Here is a 14,334-nt window from a genome sequence, read left to right as displayed (position 1 = left end):
ACCGCCGATCTCCCCGCAAGCTCGAACCACCCATATCCGAGGAATCGTCATGAGCCGTTTCGAAGAACGCATCACCCGCCTGGAACAGACCCTGCCGCACGTGGAGCCGGCGGAGCTGGCGCGCTGGCGGGAGGCCGGCGAACCGCTGCTGCTGGTGGACGTGCGCCAGCCGGAAGAGGCGCAGGGAGCGTCCATTGAGGGGGCCGTGAACATCCCCCGGCCCAAGCTGGAGGCCAGCATCGAGTCCCATCTGGAAGATCCGGCGCAGCCCGTGGTGGTGTTCTGTGGCGGGCGCGGGCGCTCTCATCTGGTGGCCGAGAGCCTGCGCGCGATGGACATCGACGCCCGCGTGCTGCGCGGCGGATCGGCAGCCTGGCAGGAATACTGCGCGGAGTCCGGTTCCAGTCCGCACCCGGGGTAGTCCTCCGTATGAGCAATGTGGTGACAGAAATGACATGAAAACCGGGGGAAGGACTGCCCTTCAAGGCAGCCCTCCCGGTCCCCGGACCGGACGTCCTAGAAGTCGTACCGGACCCCGGCGTGGAGGAAGCGGCCGGGATCCGCTGCCAGCGAACTTTCATTGTCGGCATCGAACAGGTTGTCGATCCCGCCGCGCAGGGTCACGTCTTCCCAGGCCGCCGGCGCGTACTCCACGTTCAGACTGGTCAGGGTGAACGAGCGATCCCATTCGTCCCCGGCCACGCGTACCTCATCCACGTAGCGGCTGCGCAGCTGCAGGCGCAGTTCTTCCGTGGGCGTCCATAGCGCGCTCGCCACCATGGTGAGTTCCGGCGTGTCGGTCAGGGTCTCGCCGCTGTCCCGATCGATCGCATCCATCCAGGTGCCCCCCAGGCGCAGCTCCACCTGCGAGTTGAAGTCCGCGCCCAGGCGGGTCTCCACGCCGCGGGCGCGGGCGTTGCTCACGTTGCGGAACGTGCGGTAGTCGCCATCGCCCTGAGTCTGCGCGATCCGGTCATCGAACTCGGTATAGAACAGGCCCACGTCGTAATGCCCCGTGGTGGTGTCGCTCAGGCGCAGGTCGCCGGCGATGCCGAGCTCGGCATTGCGGCTGGTCTCGGGGTCGAGTTCATGGCGCGTCTTGCCGACAGCCGGATCGACGACATGGGCGCCCAGCACCCGCTGTCCGCGCGGGTTCAGGGTGTCCACGTGGAACGAACGCAGTTCCGGCAGCTTGAACCCCTCGGCATACTGCACGCGCAGCCGGGCCTCGGGGGCCAGGCGATAGACCGCACCGGCCTGCAGCGAGGTGTTGTCGACCTCGGTGGAGGTCTCGTCGTGGCGGGCACCGTAGACCAGATCCAGGCGGTCGCTGATCGCCCATTCGTGCTGCAGGAACACCCCGCCGACCCACTGGTCGTCTTCCGGCTCGTGCGCCGGTTCGCGGTCGCGGTAGGTCTGATGCTTGTGTTCGAAGCCGGTCAGTACCGTGTGGCGGGCGTCGGGCCGCCAGGTGGCGGCGAAGTCGTGGACGCGGTCGGTGAAGGTGACCTCGCGCGGGCCAAATTCGCTGTCCCCGGTGGCATCAAAGCCGAAGTCCGCGGCCTCGAGGAAGGTGTTGGAGCGGTCCATCTCGAACTTGCTTTCGTAGACCTGGTAATTCAGCTCCAGGGTGTCGCTCACGAACCATTCGGCGGCCACGGCCAGATCGCGCCGGTCGCTGTCCTCGCTGCGCTGTGCCGGGAACTGCAGGGCGCGCACCGGATCGCCATTGTTGTTCGTGTAGCCGGTGGCCACCGGCGGGCGCTCGTGCAGGAAGCGCCGCTCGCGCTCTTCGCGCAGCAGGCCGGCCTCCAGCTCCACGTTGAAGTCGTCGGTGAACCAGTGGCTGACGCCGGCGCGCAGGTTGTAGACCCGCGCGCTCTCGCGGCGGTCCTCGTCGAAGGCATAGCGGTCCTGGATCGCGTGGTCATCCTCCAGCGCGCCGGACTCCGACGGCCGCACCCGGTCGCCCTGCTCGGGGATGCGCACGTCGGCCGTGGCGTCTTCGGAATAGGCCTCGCGGTCCAGCACATCCGCCAGCAGCCGGAACCGGGTGTCGCGGGTGCCGCCGCCCAGAAACAGCGAACCGTTGATGCGCTCCCCGCCATCGGCGCTGGCGGGCATGCCGCCCTGCAGCTCCACGCTGCCTTCGAAGCCCGCATCCGGCTGGCGGGTGATCACGTTGATCACGCCGGCCACCGCATCCGAGCCGTACACCACGCTGCCGGGGCCCTTCACGATCTCGATGCGCTCCACGTGGCTGACCGGGATGCGGTTGAGCTCGAACCCCCGGCCGGACGTGCCGCTGACCCGACGGCCATCCAGCATGTAGATGATGTCCGCGCGGCCGCCGCCGCGGATCGAGAACCGGTTGCCGTCGGCACCGGTAAACAGGCTGGATCCGGCCTGCAGGGCCTCGTCCAGCATGGTCGCCCCGCTGCGACGGATGTTCTTGCCGGTGATCACTTCGGTGGAGGCGGGCGTGTTCTCCACCAGGCGCTCGGTGCGGGTCGCCGCCGTTACGCTGATCTCGGGCAGCACCTGTGCGGAATCGTCGGGGTCTTCTTCGCCGGTGGCCGGCGGTGCCGCCAGCAACAAGGGCACGGCCGCGGCACCGCCTAGCAGGGCCGCGGGAAACATCTTCTTCGGGAACATTGCGAACTCTCTTTGCGCACCGCCCGTGCGCCGTGGTCGTGGGTGTCGACCGCGGGGGTGCGGGCGTGCGCCATCGTCGGCGCGTCGTGAACCGATGCGCAGCGATGCCGATTCGCCCGGTGATACCGCTCCCCGCGGTTCTCCGTTGTCCTCCGGGCCGGTCTCCGGGCTTGCGGGCTGGAGCCGTTGGCTCCGGGGCAGACCACCTTCCCGCGAAGTACGCCCTGAACGGACGCGTTCTTCGCAGTGGTTCGCGAGGGTCTGCCGTGACCCGCCTACCGTTGCGGGGGCAGCGCCGGACTTGTGCGCAGGTCGAGGCCGGGCACGCACCGGACTTCCCGTTTCACTCGTCGTCGGGATGGCGACGAAGCACCCGGGGGAGACGGAATATTAGTGATGGCTAATGTGTGGTGTCAAACCAACAGTGTCCGGGTGACCCACGGTCGTGGCCGCGGTCAGTGCCTGGCATGTGGTTTGCAAAGGGATCCATTCGGGTGGATTAAAAAAGGGCCGCCGGGTCGGTGCGGGGGGCACCGAGAGCCGACGGCAAAATCCAGAAGAGATGGAGGAGAGAAGGGGCCAGGGGGCCCCTGCATGGCGAACCGACGCTGAGCTGCCGTCGACTCGACAATGGGAATTATACACGGCCGCAAATTGGAATCAATCCATATTCGAAAATTTTTTGGAGATAATTTTCCCCTTTTGACAGTGACTTGCGAGCGTTCGGGTGTCACAGGTGGCATTTTCATTTATTAGTGACTGCCAATATTCGCAGTTTGAGTGGTCAGCTGATCGGCGGCATCGGCATGTGGCCGCGTCATGGCGGGAAATACGAGTTGGCAGGGAGATTGCTTCTTCCGGGCAGGATCATCAGCAAGAGGCCGACAGACCATGACGATGCACCTGAGAATGATCGATTGCGGCGGTCACCTGGACGCCGAAGCCCGCAAGCAGCACGAGCGTGAGCAGGTGGTCTTTCAGCGCCTGCTGGAGTCCCACGAAGCAATCCGCAGGGAGCTGGAGTTCATCGAGGGTGGTACCCGGACGGTGACGACGGCAACGGATCCGGAACTCGCCGCGCTGCTGCGGGTGCACGTGCCGGAACTGCATCGGCGGCTGCGCGAGAGCGCCCACCTGCGCGATCGTGATCCGCTGTATCGCACCCTTTTCGAGCAGCGCGGGCGCATCGAAGTGCACGTGGAAGAGCGCCCGGACGGCGTGGTGGTGGACGAGGTCAGCGAGGACCCGGATCTGGCGCACAAGCTGCGCGAGCACGCCACGCAGGTGAACACCTTCGTGCTGGCGGCGCGCGAGCTCGCTCGCCAGTACCCGCCGGTGATGGCCGATGATGCGGTGTCCGAGCGGGTCGGCCGGGTGGCCTGATGGCGGTCGGCCGCGCCGGTTGTGGAAACCTTGAGCCGGACCGGAACGTGGCGGGCGTCCCGAAACGGAGCTTGCCAAATCCCCGTACGGGGCCTACAAGAATGGGTGGAGTCCACACAACCCTGGAGGTTGATATGTCCCCATCCATGCGTTCAGCACTGTTGGCCGGCGGCCTGATGACTCTGGCCGCCGCACCCCTTCACGCCGATTCGGCCACGTTCAACACACCCAGCCTGACACCCGAAATCGCGACCAAGGCCGTCGAGGCCGCGGTGGATGCCTGTCGTGATCGCAACGCACAGGTAACCGCAGCGGTGGTCGACCGCTTCGGGACGACCCAGGCTCTCAAGCGGGATCGGTTCGCCGGTCCGCACACCGTCGGCACTGCACAGAGCAAGGCCTGGACGGCGGTCAGCTTCCGTACCGATACGCTGGAGCTGCGCGATGATGCCTTCCCGGGCGAGGTCAGCTACGGCATCCAGCACCTGCCCAACGTCACCATCCTCGGCGGCGGCGCTCAGATCACCTCCGACGGGCGCATCGTCGCGGGCATCGGGGTGTCGGGCAGTCCCAGCGGCGAGGTCGACCACCAGTGCGCCATGGATGCGATCGACGCCATCCAGGACGATCTGCTCTGACGGTGCATCACCCGGCCCTGCCCGTACCGGGGAGGGCCGGTTTCAGCGGCGCTTCTTGCGCCCGCGCCGGCGGCGGCCGACCTTGACCCGCTCCGCCGCCGCCTGCAGATGCGCACGGGCCTCTTCCGGCACCCGGTGCGAACAGCGCACGCGAACGCCGTCGCGGCCACGCACCGCGGTGATCCTGCCGCCCTGCAGCCCGTGGCGGCTGACCACCTCGCGCACCGCGTGCAGGAAATTGCGCGGCGGATCCCCGCGGGTGGTGTGCACGCTGCCGTCTTCTTCGATCACCACGCTGAAGAGGATGCTCACCTGCCATACCAGCAGAACGGCGGCGATGATCAGAAAGCCGATCATCAGCACAAAGGCGATAAACATCATCAGCGCAGCACGAAGACCGAAACCGGGAGGCGCCGGGCGAGCTCACCCGCATTCGAACTGATCAGATGCAATCGGTCGGCCACGCCCGGGATGTGCGAGGCCATCACCACCAGGTTGGCATCCAGTTCCTTCTGCGCCTGAGCCAGCTTGTCATCCAGCTCCACCGCCACGTCGTTGCTGTGCATCAGCTTCGAATCGGTGCGAATGCCGTATTTCTCGCCCTGTTCGCGGGCGAAGTCCGCCAGATGCCTTTCCATTTCCTCCGGGGTCCGGGCGGCACGGTTGGCCAGGCTCCCCGAAACCGTCACGTAGTACACCGTGGCGTCGTACTCCCGTGCCATCCTGGCCGCGATTTCGAGGCTGTTCTGCAGCTTGTCGGTGTGTTCGAGATCCACCGGGATCATGATTCGTTCAAACATGGTTGTTTCCTTAACGGTTCGGTCGGCCCGCCCGACCTTCCAGCCGTATAGCAGATTCCGGCGGGGCGGGGCAGTCGGCTGACGGCCACGGTGATATGGTTTCACAGTTTTCGTCCCGGAGGATATGCGTTGGCAGCGGAAACAGGGGGCGGGGAAGACCCGTACAAGGTCCGGCTGACCCCGGCGTTCTCCGTACTGGTGGGGGGGCACCGCGGGCAGCGGCTGGAGCGCAACTGGCTGTCGCACGGAGATACCGAAGCCCGCCGGGCCAGTCTGCAGGCCACCCTGGAGCGGGTGCTGCGGCGGCTGTACGGCGCGGCCGCGGAACGTTTCGCCAGTACCGATGCGGTGTACGCGGACGTATCGCCGGTGATGCGGCTGATCACCGGGCGTGCCACCGGGACCAACGAGCTGGCGCGGTCCGCGGCCGCGCGCCTGGATGTGGACCTGCATCTGATGTCCACCAGCCCCGAGACGGCCGGCGAGCCGGGAGCGCATGCCCGCCGTGGCGTGGTGCTGGGGGCCGAGCCCGTTCATGGTGCGGAGGACCCGCCCGAGTCGGTGCACCGCCTGCGGGATGACCTGGCGCTGACGTTTTCGGACATGCTGGTGGCCGTGTGGGACGGGCAGGAACCCCACGAGGTCACCAGCGGCGCGGGGCAGATGATCCGTGACGCGGTGATGCGCCGACAGGGCGTCCTGCTGCTGTATCTGGACCCGGAGCAGGACACCCCGCAGCTGATGATGCTGACGGCGGCGCGGGTGACCGACGCGGCGCTGACCCGCCTGGAGGTGATGGAAGTGACCCCGGCGGCGCTGCTGTCGCTGTTCGACCCGGTGGAGCTCGACTCCCGCCGGATCGACGAGTGGCTGGAACGCATCCTGTGTCCGTTCACCCCGGCCCTCGACGAGACCGCCACCGAGAATCGCCTGATCCGGCGGATCGATGACCAGGTGGGGGTGGGGCACTACGTGGTCTGGTGGGGGCTGTGGCTGCTGGGCCTGGTGGGGCTGGCCCGACGTCGCCGGCGTCCGCCGGGGTTATGGAACTGGGTGACCGGCAGCTGGATGTGGCTGCACGCGATGCTGGAGCCCCCGGCGCGCAGCCAGCCCTCGCGCGTGGTGGAACTGCTGCAGACCGATGCCCGCGACGAAGTGCGGCGCCACTGGCTGGTGAACCGTCTGCATGCGGCATCCTCCGCGCTGGCCATGCTCGACCTCCCCGGAGCACTGCGGGCCCTGCGCCCGCGGCCGTCCCGGGGCAATCGCTACAACGCCGTGCGTCCGAGCCCCGAGCGCGAGGCCGAGCACCCCATCCGCGAACCGGCGTTCGAACACTTCTTCAATTGGTCCGACGAGCAGGCGAGCATTTTTGCCACGCGCCACCAGGACGACACCTGGATGATCTACTACGCGGCGGCGATGGCGGTGTTCGCCGCGGTGGCCGGGGCCCTGCAGGTGTGGCCGGCGACGCCCGGCGAGGTGCCTTATTTCTGGATCGCGGTGGAGTTCGTGCTGCTGCATTTCATCGTGCGGCGCGTGCTGAAGGCCCGCTACCGCGATCACCACGGACACTGGATCCGTTTTCGCTTCCTCGCCGAGCAGCTGCGTTATCTGCGTCTGGGGTATCCGTTACTGGTGCTCCCGAAGACGTTTTCCGCACCGTACTGGCGGCCGGAGAACCGCCGCCCCGAGGGCCGCCCTCTGGAACTGCATTCGGAGCTGGAGAGCGCCGAACTGTGGGTGCTGCAGCGCTTGCTGGTGGCCGAGGGCATGCCGCAGGACCGCCGTGGCCGCGTGCCCTACCGGATGAGCGAGCACAACGAGGCGGCGCTGGATTACATCCACGACGTGCTGGACGAGCACCGCGAGTATTACCGCCGCTCGGCCCACAACCTGGAGATAAACCACAAGTACCTGCACCGGCTTGCGTTCACGCTGTTCTTCGCGACCTTCCTGGTGGTCACGCTGCACTTCTTTTTCCACTTTCCGTGGAGTCTGTTCTTTACCGCGTTCTTCCCCGCCTGGGGCGCGGCCATCCATGGCATCCTCGCGCAGAACGAGGTCGTGCGCATGTCGGCGATGTCCGGCCAGGTCTGGCGCCAGCTCCGTACCCTCGAGGAGGCCTTCGCCCTGCACAAGCAGGTGCAGGAGGACTACGCCGTCGAGCAGACCCGCTGGATGCGCACCGAGGAACTGCGCGAGCTGGTGGGCGCGGCGACGCACATCCTGTCCGACGCCAACCGCTACTGGCGTTCCCTGCTGCGCCACAACCAGGCCGACCTGCCGGGCTGAATGCATGCCGGGCGCAGGGGAATAAGCCGGCCGGCGCGGGCGTCAACCATTTCGACTCAGTTTTTTGCAGCGCAAAAGGTAAACCATGCGATCACCCTTCCGGATCCTGACCCTCACTCTCCTGCTGGCCCTGGCGGCCGGTCCCGCAATGGCCGAAAAGGCCGACTTCCTGGTCAATGCCGACTGGCTGGAACAGCACATCGACGCCCCGGACCTGGTGATCCTCGAAGTACGCTATCACCCGCATCGCTACTACACCGTGGGGCATATCCCCGGGGCGGTTCAGGTACAGCGGTTCAAGGATCTCGGCGACAACAGCCGCAATCCCATCATGCATTTCCCTTCGCGCGAGCAGTTCCAGGAAAGCCTGCGCAGCTGGGGCGTCAATGACGACTCCACCATCGTGCTGTACGACGATTCGGTGACCGCGCTCGCAACCCGTGTGTACTTCCTGCTGGACCTCTACGGTTACGATATGGACCGGGTGAAACTGCTGGACGGCGGTACCAACGAATGGACCGCGTTCAACACGCTCTCTACCGATGCGCCCGAGATCGAGCCCGGCAACGTGACCCTGGAAGAAGCCAGGGACGACCTGGTGGTCGAGTGGACCGACATCTACGACGACGTGGTCGCACGCCGCGACGATGACGTGGTGCTGCTGGATTCCCGCCCGGAAGATCACTACACCGGCGAGACGGTGACCGGAGCCCCGCGTGGCGGGCACATCCCGGGTGCGATCAACATCGTCTCGCTGGACGGCGCCAACGGCCAGACGCACCTGTGGGACACCATGGACGAGCTGGAGGAGCTGTACGCCGATCTGCCGCGCGACAAGACGGTCTACGCGTACTGCCACGACGGTTTCCGCCAGACCATGGCCTACATGCAGCTCAAGGCCCTGGGGTTCGAGGACGTGCGCCTGTATGACGGTGGCTGGGCCCACTGGGGACGTGCCAAGTCCCTGCCCGTGGTCGAAGGCGACGAGCCGCTCGGCGGCGACTTCAGCCTCTGAGGCCTCCGCTTCGGGGGCAGCAGGTGGCGTCAAGGACGGTGTAGCCCCCGGCGCCACTGCTCCAGGATCTCCAGCACGGGCTCGATCGCCGGCGGGGTGTCCGTCAGTGGTGTGGGTACCAGCAGGCCGCGGTGCGAGCCTTCCACGACCAGTGGTTCCGGGTGCCCCTCCAGGGCCAGGGAGTCGACCGGGACCACGCCGTCGCCCAGGCCTTCGCCGGTCTGGTCCAGCCAGTCGGCGATGCGGCGGGGCAGCTCGGGGGCGTCCAGCTGTTCCCCCATCTGCTGCAGGCTGCGTTCCATTTCGGGCGTGGGTTCGGCCAGCACGCCGCCGATGATGCGTACCGGAATGTCGTCGGGCCACGGGCGGGCGTTGAGCTCGGCCAGGAACCGGCTGTCCGGGCGCAGGTCGATCTTGGCCGCGCCGGTGCCGTCGCGCAGGCCGGCGAACAGCGAGAAGCGTTCCTCGCGGATATCGGCGAACCATTCGCGCAGCTCCAGCCACATGCGCAGCCGGGCCCATTCCGAGCCGTGGTTGGGCGTGGCGATCAGGATCACGCCGTCCACCGGCGGGCCCCCGATGCGCGGCTCGCCGTCGGCCGGGTGCCGCCAGCGGGTGATGAAATCGCGGATCACCAGTCCACCCATGGAATGGCCGATCAGGATGACCGGATGATCGGCGTCCAGGTCTTCCCAGCGCTCCGCCAGCAGGTCGGTGCTGCGGTCAATGGCCTGGTCGTTGGGGTAACGGAATTCGACGGGATTGAAGCCGGCGGTGTCCATGGCGGTGGCCAGCTCGTCCCAGATGTTGCCGGGCTCGTCGAGACCGTGCAGCAGGATGGCATCCGGAGCCGCGGAGTCCGGATAGCGCTGCGAGCGCGGGATGAAGCCGAGCAGTTCGTCGGGCAGTTCCATGGCCTCGGGGAACCACTGCTCCAGGCGGTCGTGGACCTTCACGCGCAGTTCCCGCTCCTGCTCGGGCTGAAATTCGCCCCAGAGCGCCCAGACCCCCAGAGCGAACAGGGGCAGGGCGATGAGGATCAGAAGGGTTCGCCGCAGACGACGCTTCATGGATGTCTCCTGCAAACCGGGGGCCCGGTTCTTTTCATGGTAGTGGTCACCTCATAACGTGCGGGCGTTTTCCGTGTCTATACTGGGATCCGCGTGCCGCCATGCCACGCCGAACGCCAGCCGGGGGTCGAATGCCGTGAACGATACAGAACGACAGCCCGTACTCCCCGCGACCTTCGCCGGGTCCTCGTCCGTGCCGGTGGGCGAGATCGCACAGCGCGATCTGGTGCGCTGTGCCCCGGATGAGAGTGTCGCGGAGGCGGCGCGGCGCATGCATCGGGCCCGCTGCAGCTCGGTCGTGGTCGTGGGCGAGGACGACCGCCCGCAGGGCATCTGGACCGAGCGCGACGCCCTGCGCCTGGATCCAGCGCGGGTGGAAGAACGCGACCGCCCCATGGCCTCGGTGATGACCTCGCCGGTGCGCAGCGTTTTCGGCTCGGTGTCGGCGACCGAGGCCCACGGCATCATGACCGAAGCGGGCATCCGCCACCTGCTGGTGATCGACGACGACGGCCGGCCCTTCGGCATCATCTCGCAGACCGATCTGGCGCTCAGCCACGGGGCCGAGGCCTACCTGCGCCTGCGCGAGGTGGGCACGGCGCTGGGGGGCCGCCCGCTGCGACTGGAGGCAGCACAGCCGTTGTCCGATGCGACGCGCGCGATGTCGCGGGCCGGGGTGGCGGCGGCGGTGGTGTCCTGGGCCGACGACGGGCCGCCGGGCATCCTGACCGAGCGCGACGTGGTCCGCCAGCTGATGTGCGCGGCGGAGGATCCGTCGGTGGCGGAGGTCGCCAGTCGGCCGCTGCTTACGGTGGATACCGAGGAAAGCCTGTTCCGCGCGCGCCAGATGATGCTGGAGCACGGCATCCGCCGCCTGGGGATCACCGATCCGGAATCCGGCGAGGTGCTGGGGCTGGTGGGGTTCGCCGAGCTGCTGGCGTCCACCCAGTCGCGGTTGCTGGAAGAGCTGGGCGAGGCTCTGCGCCAGGCCCGCGACGAACTGCGCCTGGCGCGGCGTCAGGAACGCCGCTTCGAGGAGGTGCGCAAGCGCGCGCCGGTGGGGCTGCTGATTCTCGACTCGACGGGTGTCATCCAGGATGCCAACCCCATGGTCGGCCGCCTGCTGGGACGGGATCCGCTGGCCCTGATCGGCTGCCCGCTGGCCGACTATCTTCCCGGGCAGCCGGCGCTGTACCGCGCGCTGGATGAACTGCAGGCCGGCAATGACGAGGAGCTGCGCCTGGAGCTGCGGCTGGAACACCCGACCCGGAAAGATCGCGAACAATGGGTGGAGGTCGCGGCCTCGGTCTTCCGCGAGGCGGGGGATACACCGCACATGGTCAGCATGGTCCTGGCCGACATCAGCGACCGCGCCGAGCGCCGCGCGCTGGAGGCCGAGCAGCGGCTGCTGGCCACCGCCTTCCACACCACCCATGCGCTGCTGATCTGCGACCCGGACGGGCGCATCGAGCGGGTCAACCCGGCCTTCACCGAGACCACCGGTTATACCCCCGAAGAAGTCATCGGGGCCACGCCGGCGATCCTGTCGTCCGGGCGGCACGACGCGGAGTTCTACCGCGAGATGTGGACCCGCCTGCAGGCCGAGGGCCGCTGGCAGGGCGAGGTATGGAACCGGCGGCGCAACGGCGAGGTGTATCCGCAGTGGGAGTCGATCACCGCGGTGTACAACGACGCGGGCGAGCTGGAGCACTACGTGGCGGTGTTCCATGAGATCACCGAACAGAAACGCCTGGAGGCGGAGCTGGAGCGCTTCGCCACCCACGATCGCCTGACCGAGATCTACAACCGGGCCAAGCTGCACGCGCTGCTGGAGCAGGCTCATGCCGAGCGGGAGCGCTACGAAACGGCGTTCTCCCTGATCATGTTCGATGTCGACCATTTCAAATCGGTCAACGACACCTGGGGGCATCTGGCCGGGGACAGCGTGCTGCGCGAGCTGGCCGACCGGGTGCGCACGGTGCTGCGTTCCACCGATCACTTCGCGCGCTGGGGCGGGGAAGAGTTCCTGGTGCTGGCGACGCATACCGACGCCGAGGGTGCCTGGACCCTGGCCGAACGCATCCGTCGGGTGGTCGAGGACAAGCCGTTCGATATTGTGGGCGGGGTAACGATCAGTCTCGGGGTGGCCGGTGCGGAGCGGGGAGAGAGCCTGCGGCGGCTCGAGGAGCGCGCCGATCAGGCGCTTTATCGCGCCAAGCGTGGCGGGCGCAATCGGGGGTGTACGGCCTGAGGGCCGGCCTCCCACCGTTCCCCCGCCCCGTAGGAGGCCAGCCCCCTGGCCGATCGGGACCGACGATCCACCGGGGCAAATCGGCCGGAGGGCCGGCCTCCTGCCGTTCCCCCGCCCCGTAGGAGGCCAGCCCCCTGGCCGATCTGGCGCGGGAGATGGGCCGGACGGGGAATCGGCCGGAGGGCCGGCCTCCTACCGGCCTTCGACGGTAGTCAGGCCGAGGGTGTTCCACATCTGCATGCCGCCGCGGTACCACTTGATCTTGTGGCCCGGGTACCCGAGGTTGGTCAGCGTGCGGATGTTGGTGGGCGACTGGCCGCACCACGGGCCGTTGCAGAACAGCACCAGGGTCTTGGCGTTGGAGAAGTCCAGCAGGTCCCAGTGATCCATCACGCTGAACTTGTCGAGCATGATGTCGCGTACGTCCGCGGGCTCGGCGTCGCCGTCGATGTCCAGTTTCTGCCAGGGGATGTTGATGGCCCCGGGGATGGTGCCGGCGGCGTAGTCGTCGGGACCGCGCGAATCGATGATCAGCAGGTCGTCGCGCTCGCCGAGCTGGCCGACATACTCGAGGAACTCCGCCTCGCCGAGGGTTTCCACGCCGCGGCCCAGATCCATGGGCTGGACGCAGAACGGCGGGCAGGGGCGTGAGGTCTTCGCGAACTCGTTGTCCAGCCGGTTCTCGGTGTCCTGGATGCGCTGGATGGTGACGGTCTCGTCACCGTGCGGGACCTCCAGCGATTGCAGGTCCGGGGTGATGCCGACTTCCAGCGCCGAAGCGGGCCCGGCGAGGCCCAGGGTGAACAGGCCGGCCAGGGCCAGTCCGGGGGCAAAACGTTTCTTCATCTTCTCCTCCACTGTGGTTGTGTTGGCAAGCCGGGATTGTGAGTCAAACGGTGCCGGCTTGCACCCTGCCGGTCGGGGTTTCCTTCAGCACGGCTTGCACGGGCCGTTACCCTCCTCGAGGCCACGGTTCGTGGCCACCGGATTTCGATAGAGGGTTCAGGTTTGGATCGACGGGCGAAACACAATCGCAATGGTTCCCGACTGGCGGGCACCGCGCGCGGCCTGAGCCTGGGGCTCGGTCTGGTCGCCGGAGGCGTGACGCCCGTGCTGGCCGAATCGCCCGACCGACCGACCCACGAGGTGCAGCGCGGCGAAACCCTGTACAGCATCGTGCAGACCTTTGATCTGCCCCCGGGCGTGTCGGTCAACGAAGCCATGCTCGCCTTCCTCGAGGCCAATCCCGAGGCCTTCGCCGAACAGAACGTGAATACGCTCCGGGCCGGGACGGTACTGGAGCGGCCGCCGGAGTCGGCGTTCGCCCGGCGTGACCGAGACAGTGCCCGCGCCGAGGTCCTGCGTCACATCGAGAACTGGGACCCGGGCGCCGTGCGTGTGGAGGACCGCTTCGAAGCGGTGGACGAGGGCCGCGAAGGCATGTCGCGTGCCGCGATCGAAGAACGTCTGGCATCGCGCGATGCCGAGATCGAGGAACTGCGCGAGGCCGTGGAAGAGCTGCGGTTCCTGCTGGAGTCGGAGCGTCTGGACGCGGGGACCGACGCCGCGGCCGAAGAACTGCGCCAGCAGATGGAACAGGACCTGGACACCCTGCGCACCGAGCGTGATCAGCTGCGCGACCGCCTGGTCGAAGTCGAGGAACGGCTGGTCGAGGTGGAAAGCCGGCCGGGCCCGGACGAGGTGCCGTTGACCGAACAGCTGACCCGTCCGCCGGTGCTGGTGGCGCTGGGGTCCATGGCGCTGGGCCTGGGCCTGTTCCTGGTGGCCGGCATCATGCTGGGGCGCCGTCAGACCGGGGGCGGGAGCAAAAAGCGAGGCGCGAAGGCGAAGTCCGGCAAGGGCCGGTCGCCCCGCGGGGACGAAGCCGAACCGCAAATTCCGGCTGAAGAAGGCTCCGGCGCCGCGGCCGCCGGAGCCGCCGGCGGCGCCGCAGCTGCAGCGGGTGTGGCTGCGGGCGCCGAGCCCGAGCCCGAGCCCGAACCGGAGCCCGAACCGGAGCCCGAACCGGAGCCCGAACCGGAGCCCGAACCGGAGCCCGAACCGGAGCCCAAGCCTGAGCCTGAGCCTGAGCCTGAGCCTGAGCCTGAGCCTGAGCCTGAGCCTGAGCCCGAACCCGAACCGGAGCCCGAACCCGAACCGGAGCCTGAGCCTGAGCCTGAGCCTGAGCCCGAACCCGAACCGGAGCCTGAGCCTGAGCCTGAGCCCG

12 protein-coding genes and 1 riboswitch are annotated in these 14,334 nt (G+C 67.8%); of the genes, 7 read left to right on the top strand and 5 right to left on the bottom strand.

What is annotated here, in order from left to right; translation table 11 throughout:
• The first annotated feature begins 49 nt into the window (after positions 1-49).
• Positions 50-421: a rhodanese-like domain-containing protein gene (locus G020_RS0111675; protein ID WP_024329692.1), complete on the top strand. Its 372-nt coding sequence runs from the start codon at positions 50-52 to the stop codon at positions 419-421.
• Positions 422-516: 95 nt separating this feature from the next.
• Here the strand turns inward: G020_RS0111675 and G020_RS0111670 are convergent, their stop codons facing one another.
• Positions 517-2,655 (bottom strand): TonB-dependent siderophore receptor, encoded by a 2,139-nt coding sequence (locus G020_RS0111670; protein WP_024329691.1) that lies wholly within the window; start codon positions 2,653-2,655, stop codon positions 517-519.
• Positions 2,656-2,792: 137 nt separating this feature from the next.
• Positions 2,793-3,047: riboswitch (cobalamin riboswitch) on the bottom strand.
• 499 nt (positions 3,048-3,546) lie between these two features.
• On the opposite strand from G020_RS0111670, the gene G020_RS0111665 reads away from it, so the two are divergent.
• Together G020_RS0111665 and G020_RS0111660 are read left to right on the top strand one after the other, a co-directional pair.
• Positions 3,547-4,038, top strand: coding sequence for a hypothetical protein (locus G020_RS0111665; RefSeq protein WP_051130344.1), 492 nt, complete (start codon positions 3,547-3,549; stop codon positions 4,036-4,038).
• 134 nt (positions 4,039-4,172) lie between these two features.
• Entirely contained in the window at positions 4,173-4,676 is a 504-nt protein-coding gene (locus G020_RS0111660) for a heme-binding protein (RefSeq protein WP_024329689.1), read from the top strand.
• Positions 4,677-4,718: 42 nt separating this feature from the next.
• Here the strand turns inward: G020_RS0111660 and G020_RS0111655 are convergent, their stop codons facing one another.
• Together G020_RS0111655 and G020_RS0111650 are read right to left on the bottom strand one after the other, a co-directional pair.
• The gene (locus G020_RS0111655) at positions 4,719-5,057 is read right to left on the bottom strand and encodes a DUF3634 family protein (RefSeq protein ID WP_018871012.1); all 339 of its coding nucleotides are present in this window, start codon (positions 5,055-5,057) and stop codon (positions 4,719-4,721) included.
• Positions 5,057-5,476, bottom strand: coding sequence for a universal stress protein (locus tag G020_RS0111650; protein WP_018871011.1), 420 nt, complete (start codon positions 5,474-5,476; stop codon positions 5,057-5,059). Before G020_RS0111650 ends, G020_RS0111655 begins: the two co-directional genes overlap by 1 nt.
• Before the next feature lie 129 nt (positions 5,477-5,605).
• Here G020_RS0111650 and G020_RS0111645 point away from each other — a divergent pair, with 129 nt between their 5' ends.
• Positions 5,606-7,771: a hypothetical protein gene (locus G020_RS0111645; protein WP_024329687.1), complete on the top strand. Its 2,166-nt coding sequence runs from the start codon at positions 5,606-5,608 to the stop codon at positions 7,769-7,771.
• An 85-nt stretch (positions 7,772-7,856) separates the two neighbouring features.
• Positions 7,857-8,786, top strand: coding sequence for a sulfurtransferase (locus G020_RS0111640; protein ID WP_024329686.1), 930 nt, complete (start codon positions 7,857-7,859; stop codon positions 8,784-8,786).
• Between the two features lie 29 nt (positions 8,787-8,815).
• Here G020_RS0111640 and G020_RS0111635 read toward each other — a convergent pair whose 3' ends face one another.
• Positions 8,816-9,856, bottom strand: coding sequence for a lecithin--cholesterol acyltransferase (locus G020_RS0111635; RefSeq protein WP_024329685.1), 1,041 nt, complete (start codon positions 9,854-9,856; stop codon positions 8,816-8,818).
• 136 nt (positions 9,857-9,992) lie between these two features.
• Between G020_RS0111635 and G020_RS0111630 the strand changes: the two genes are divergently transcribed.
• Positions 9,993-12,107 carry a diguanylate cyclase gene (locus G020_RS0111630; RefSeq protein ID WP_231363082.1) on the top strand — a complete coding sequence of 705 codons (2,115 nt, stop codon included), beginning with the start codon at positions 9,993-9,995 and terminating at the stop codon, positions 12,105-12,107.
• Positions 12,108-12,299: 192 nt separating this feature from the next.
• Here G020_RS0111630 and G020_RS0111625 read toward each other — a convergent pair whose 3' ends face one another.
• Positions 12,300-12,953, bottom strand: a complete 654-nt coding sequence (locus G020_RS0111625) for a rhodanese-like domain-containing protein (protein ID WP_018947884.1) — start codon at positions 12,951-12,953, stop codon at positions 12,300-12,302.
• 162 nt (positions 12,954-13,115) lie between these two features.
• On the opposite strand from G020_RS0111625, the gene G020_RS0111620 reads away from it, so the two are divergent.
• A partial coding sequence (locus G020_RS0111620) for a FimV/HubP family polar landmark protein (protein WP_024329682.1) occupies positions 13,116-14,334 on the top strand: 1,219 nt, incomplete at its 3' end.

Origin of the sequence: Thioalkalivibrio sp. ALR17-21 (genome assembly GCF_000420185.1) — a bacterium.
In the GTDB taxonomy this organism is placed as follows: domain Bacteria; phylum Pseudomonadota; class Gammaproteobacteria; order Ectothiorhodospirales; family Ectothiorhodospiraceae; genus Thioalkalivibrio; species Thioalkalivibrio halophilus.
The sequence above is the reverse complement of the archived record's forward strand: the minus strand, read 5'-3'. Positions and strand labels throughout refer to the sequence as shown.

What these genes read in the sequence shown, in the direction of transcription:
- G020_RS0111665 (WP_051130344.1), top strand. Translation starts at nt 3,547, where the DNA reads ATGACGATGCACCTGAGAATGATCGATTGCGGCGGTCACCTGGACGCC.
- G020_RS0111650 (WP_018871011.1), bottom strand. Translation starts at nt 5,476, where the DNA reads ATGTTTGAACGAATCATGATCCCGGTGGATCTCGAACACACCGACAAG.
- G020_RS0111660 (WP_024329689.1), top strand. Translation starts at nt 4,173, where the DNA reads ATGTCCCCATCCATGCGTTCAGCACTGTTGGCCGGCGGCCTGATGACT.
- G020_RS0111625 (WP_018947884.1), bottom strand. Translation starts at nt 12,953, where the DNA reads ATGAAGAAACGTTTTGCCCCCGGACTGGCCCTGGCCGGCCTGTTCACC.
- G020_RS0111670 (WP_024329691.1), bottom strand. Translation starts at nt 2,655, where the DNA reads ATGTTCCCGAAGAAGATGTTTCCCGCGGCCCTGCTAGGCGGTGCCGCG.
- G020_RS0111635 (WP_024329685.1), bottom strand. Translation starts at nt 9,856, where the DNA reads ATGAAGCGTCGTCTGCGGCGAACCCTTCTGATCCTCATCGCCCTGCCC.
- G020_RS0111655 (WP_018871012.1), bottom strand. Translation starts at nt 5,057, where the DNA reads ATGATGTTTATCGCCTTTGTGCTGATGATCGGCTTTCTGATCATCGCC.
- G020_RS0111640 (WP_024329686.1), top strand. Translation starts at nt 7,857, where the DNA reads ATGCGATCACCCTTCCGGATCCTGACCCTCACTCTCCTGCTGGCCCTG.
- G020_RS0111675 (WP_024329692.1), top strand. Translation starts at nt 50, where the DNA reads ATGAGCCGTTTCGAAGAACGCATCACCCGCCTGGAACAGACCCTGCCG.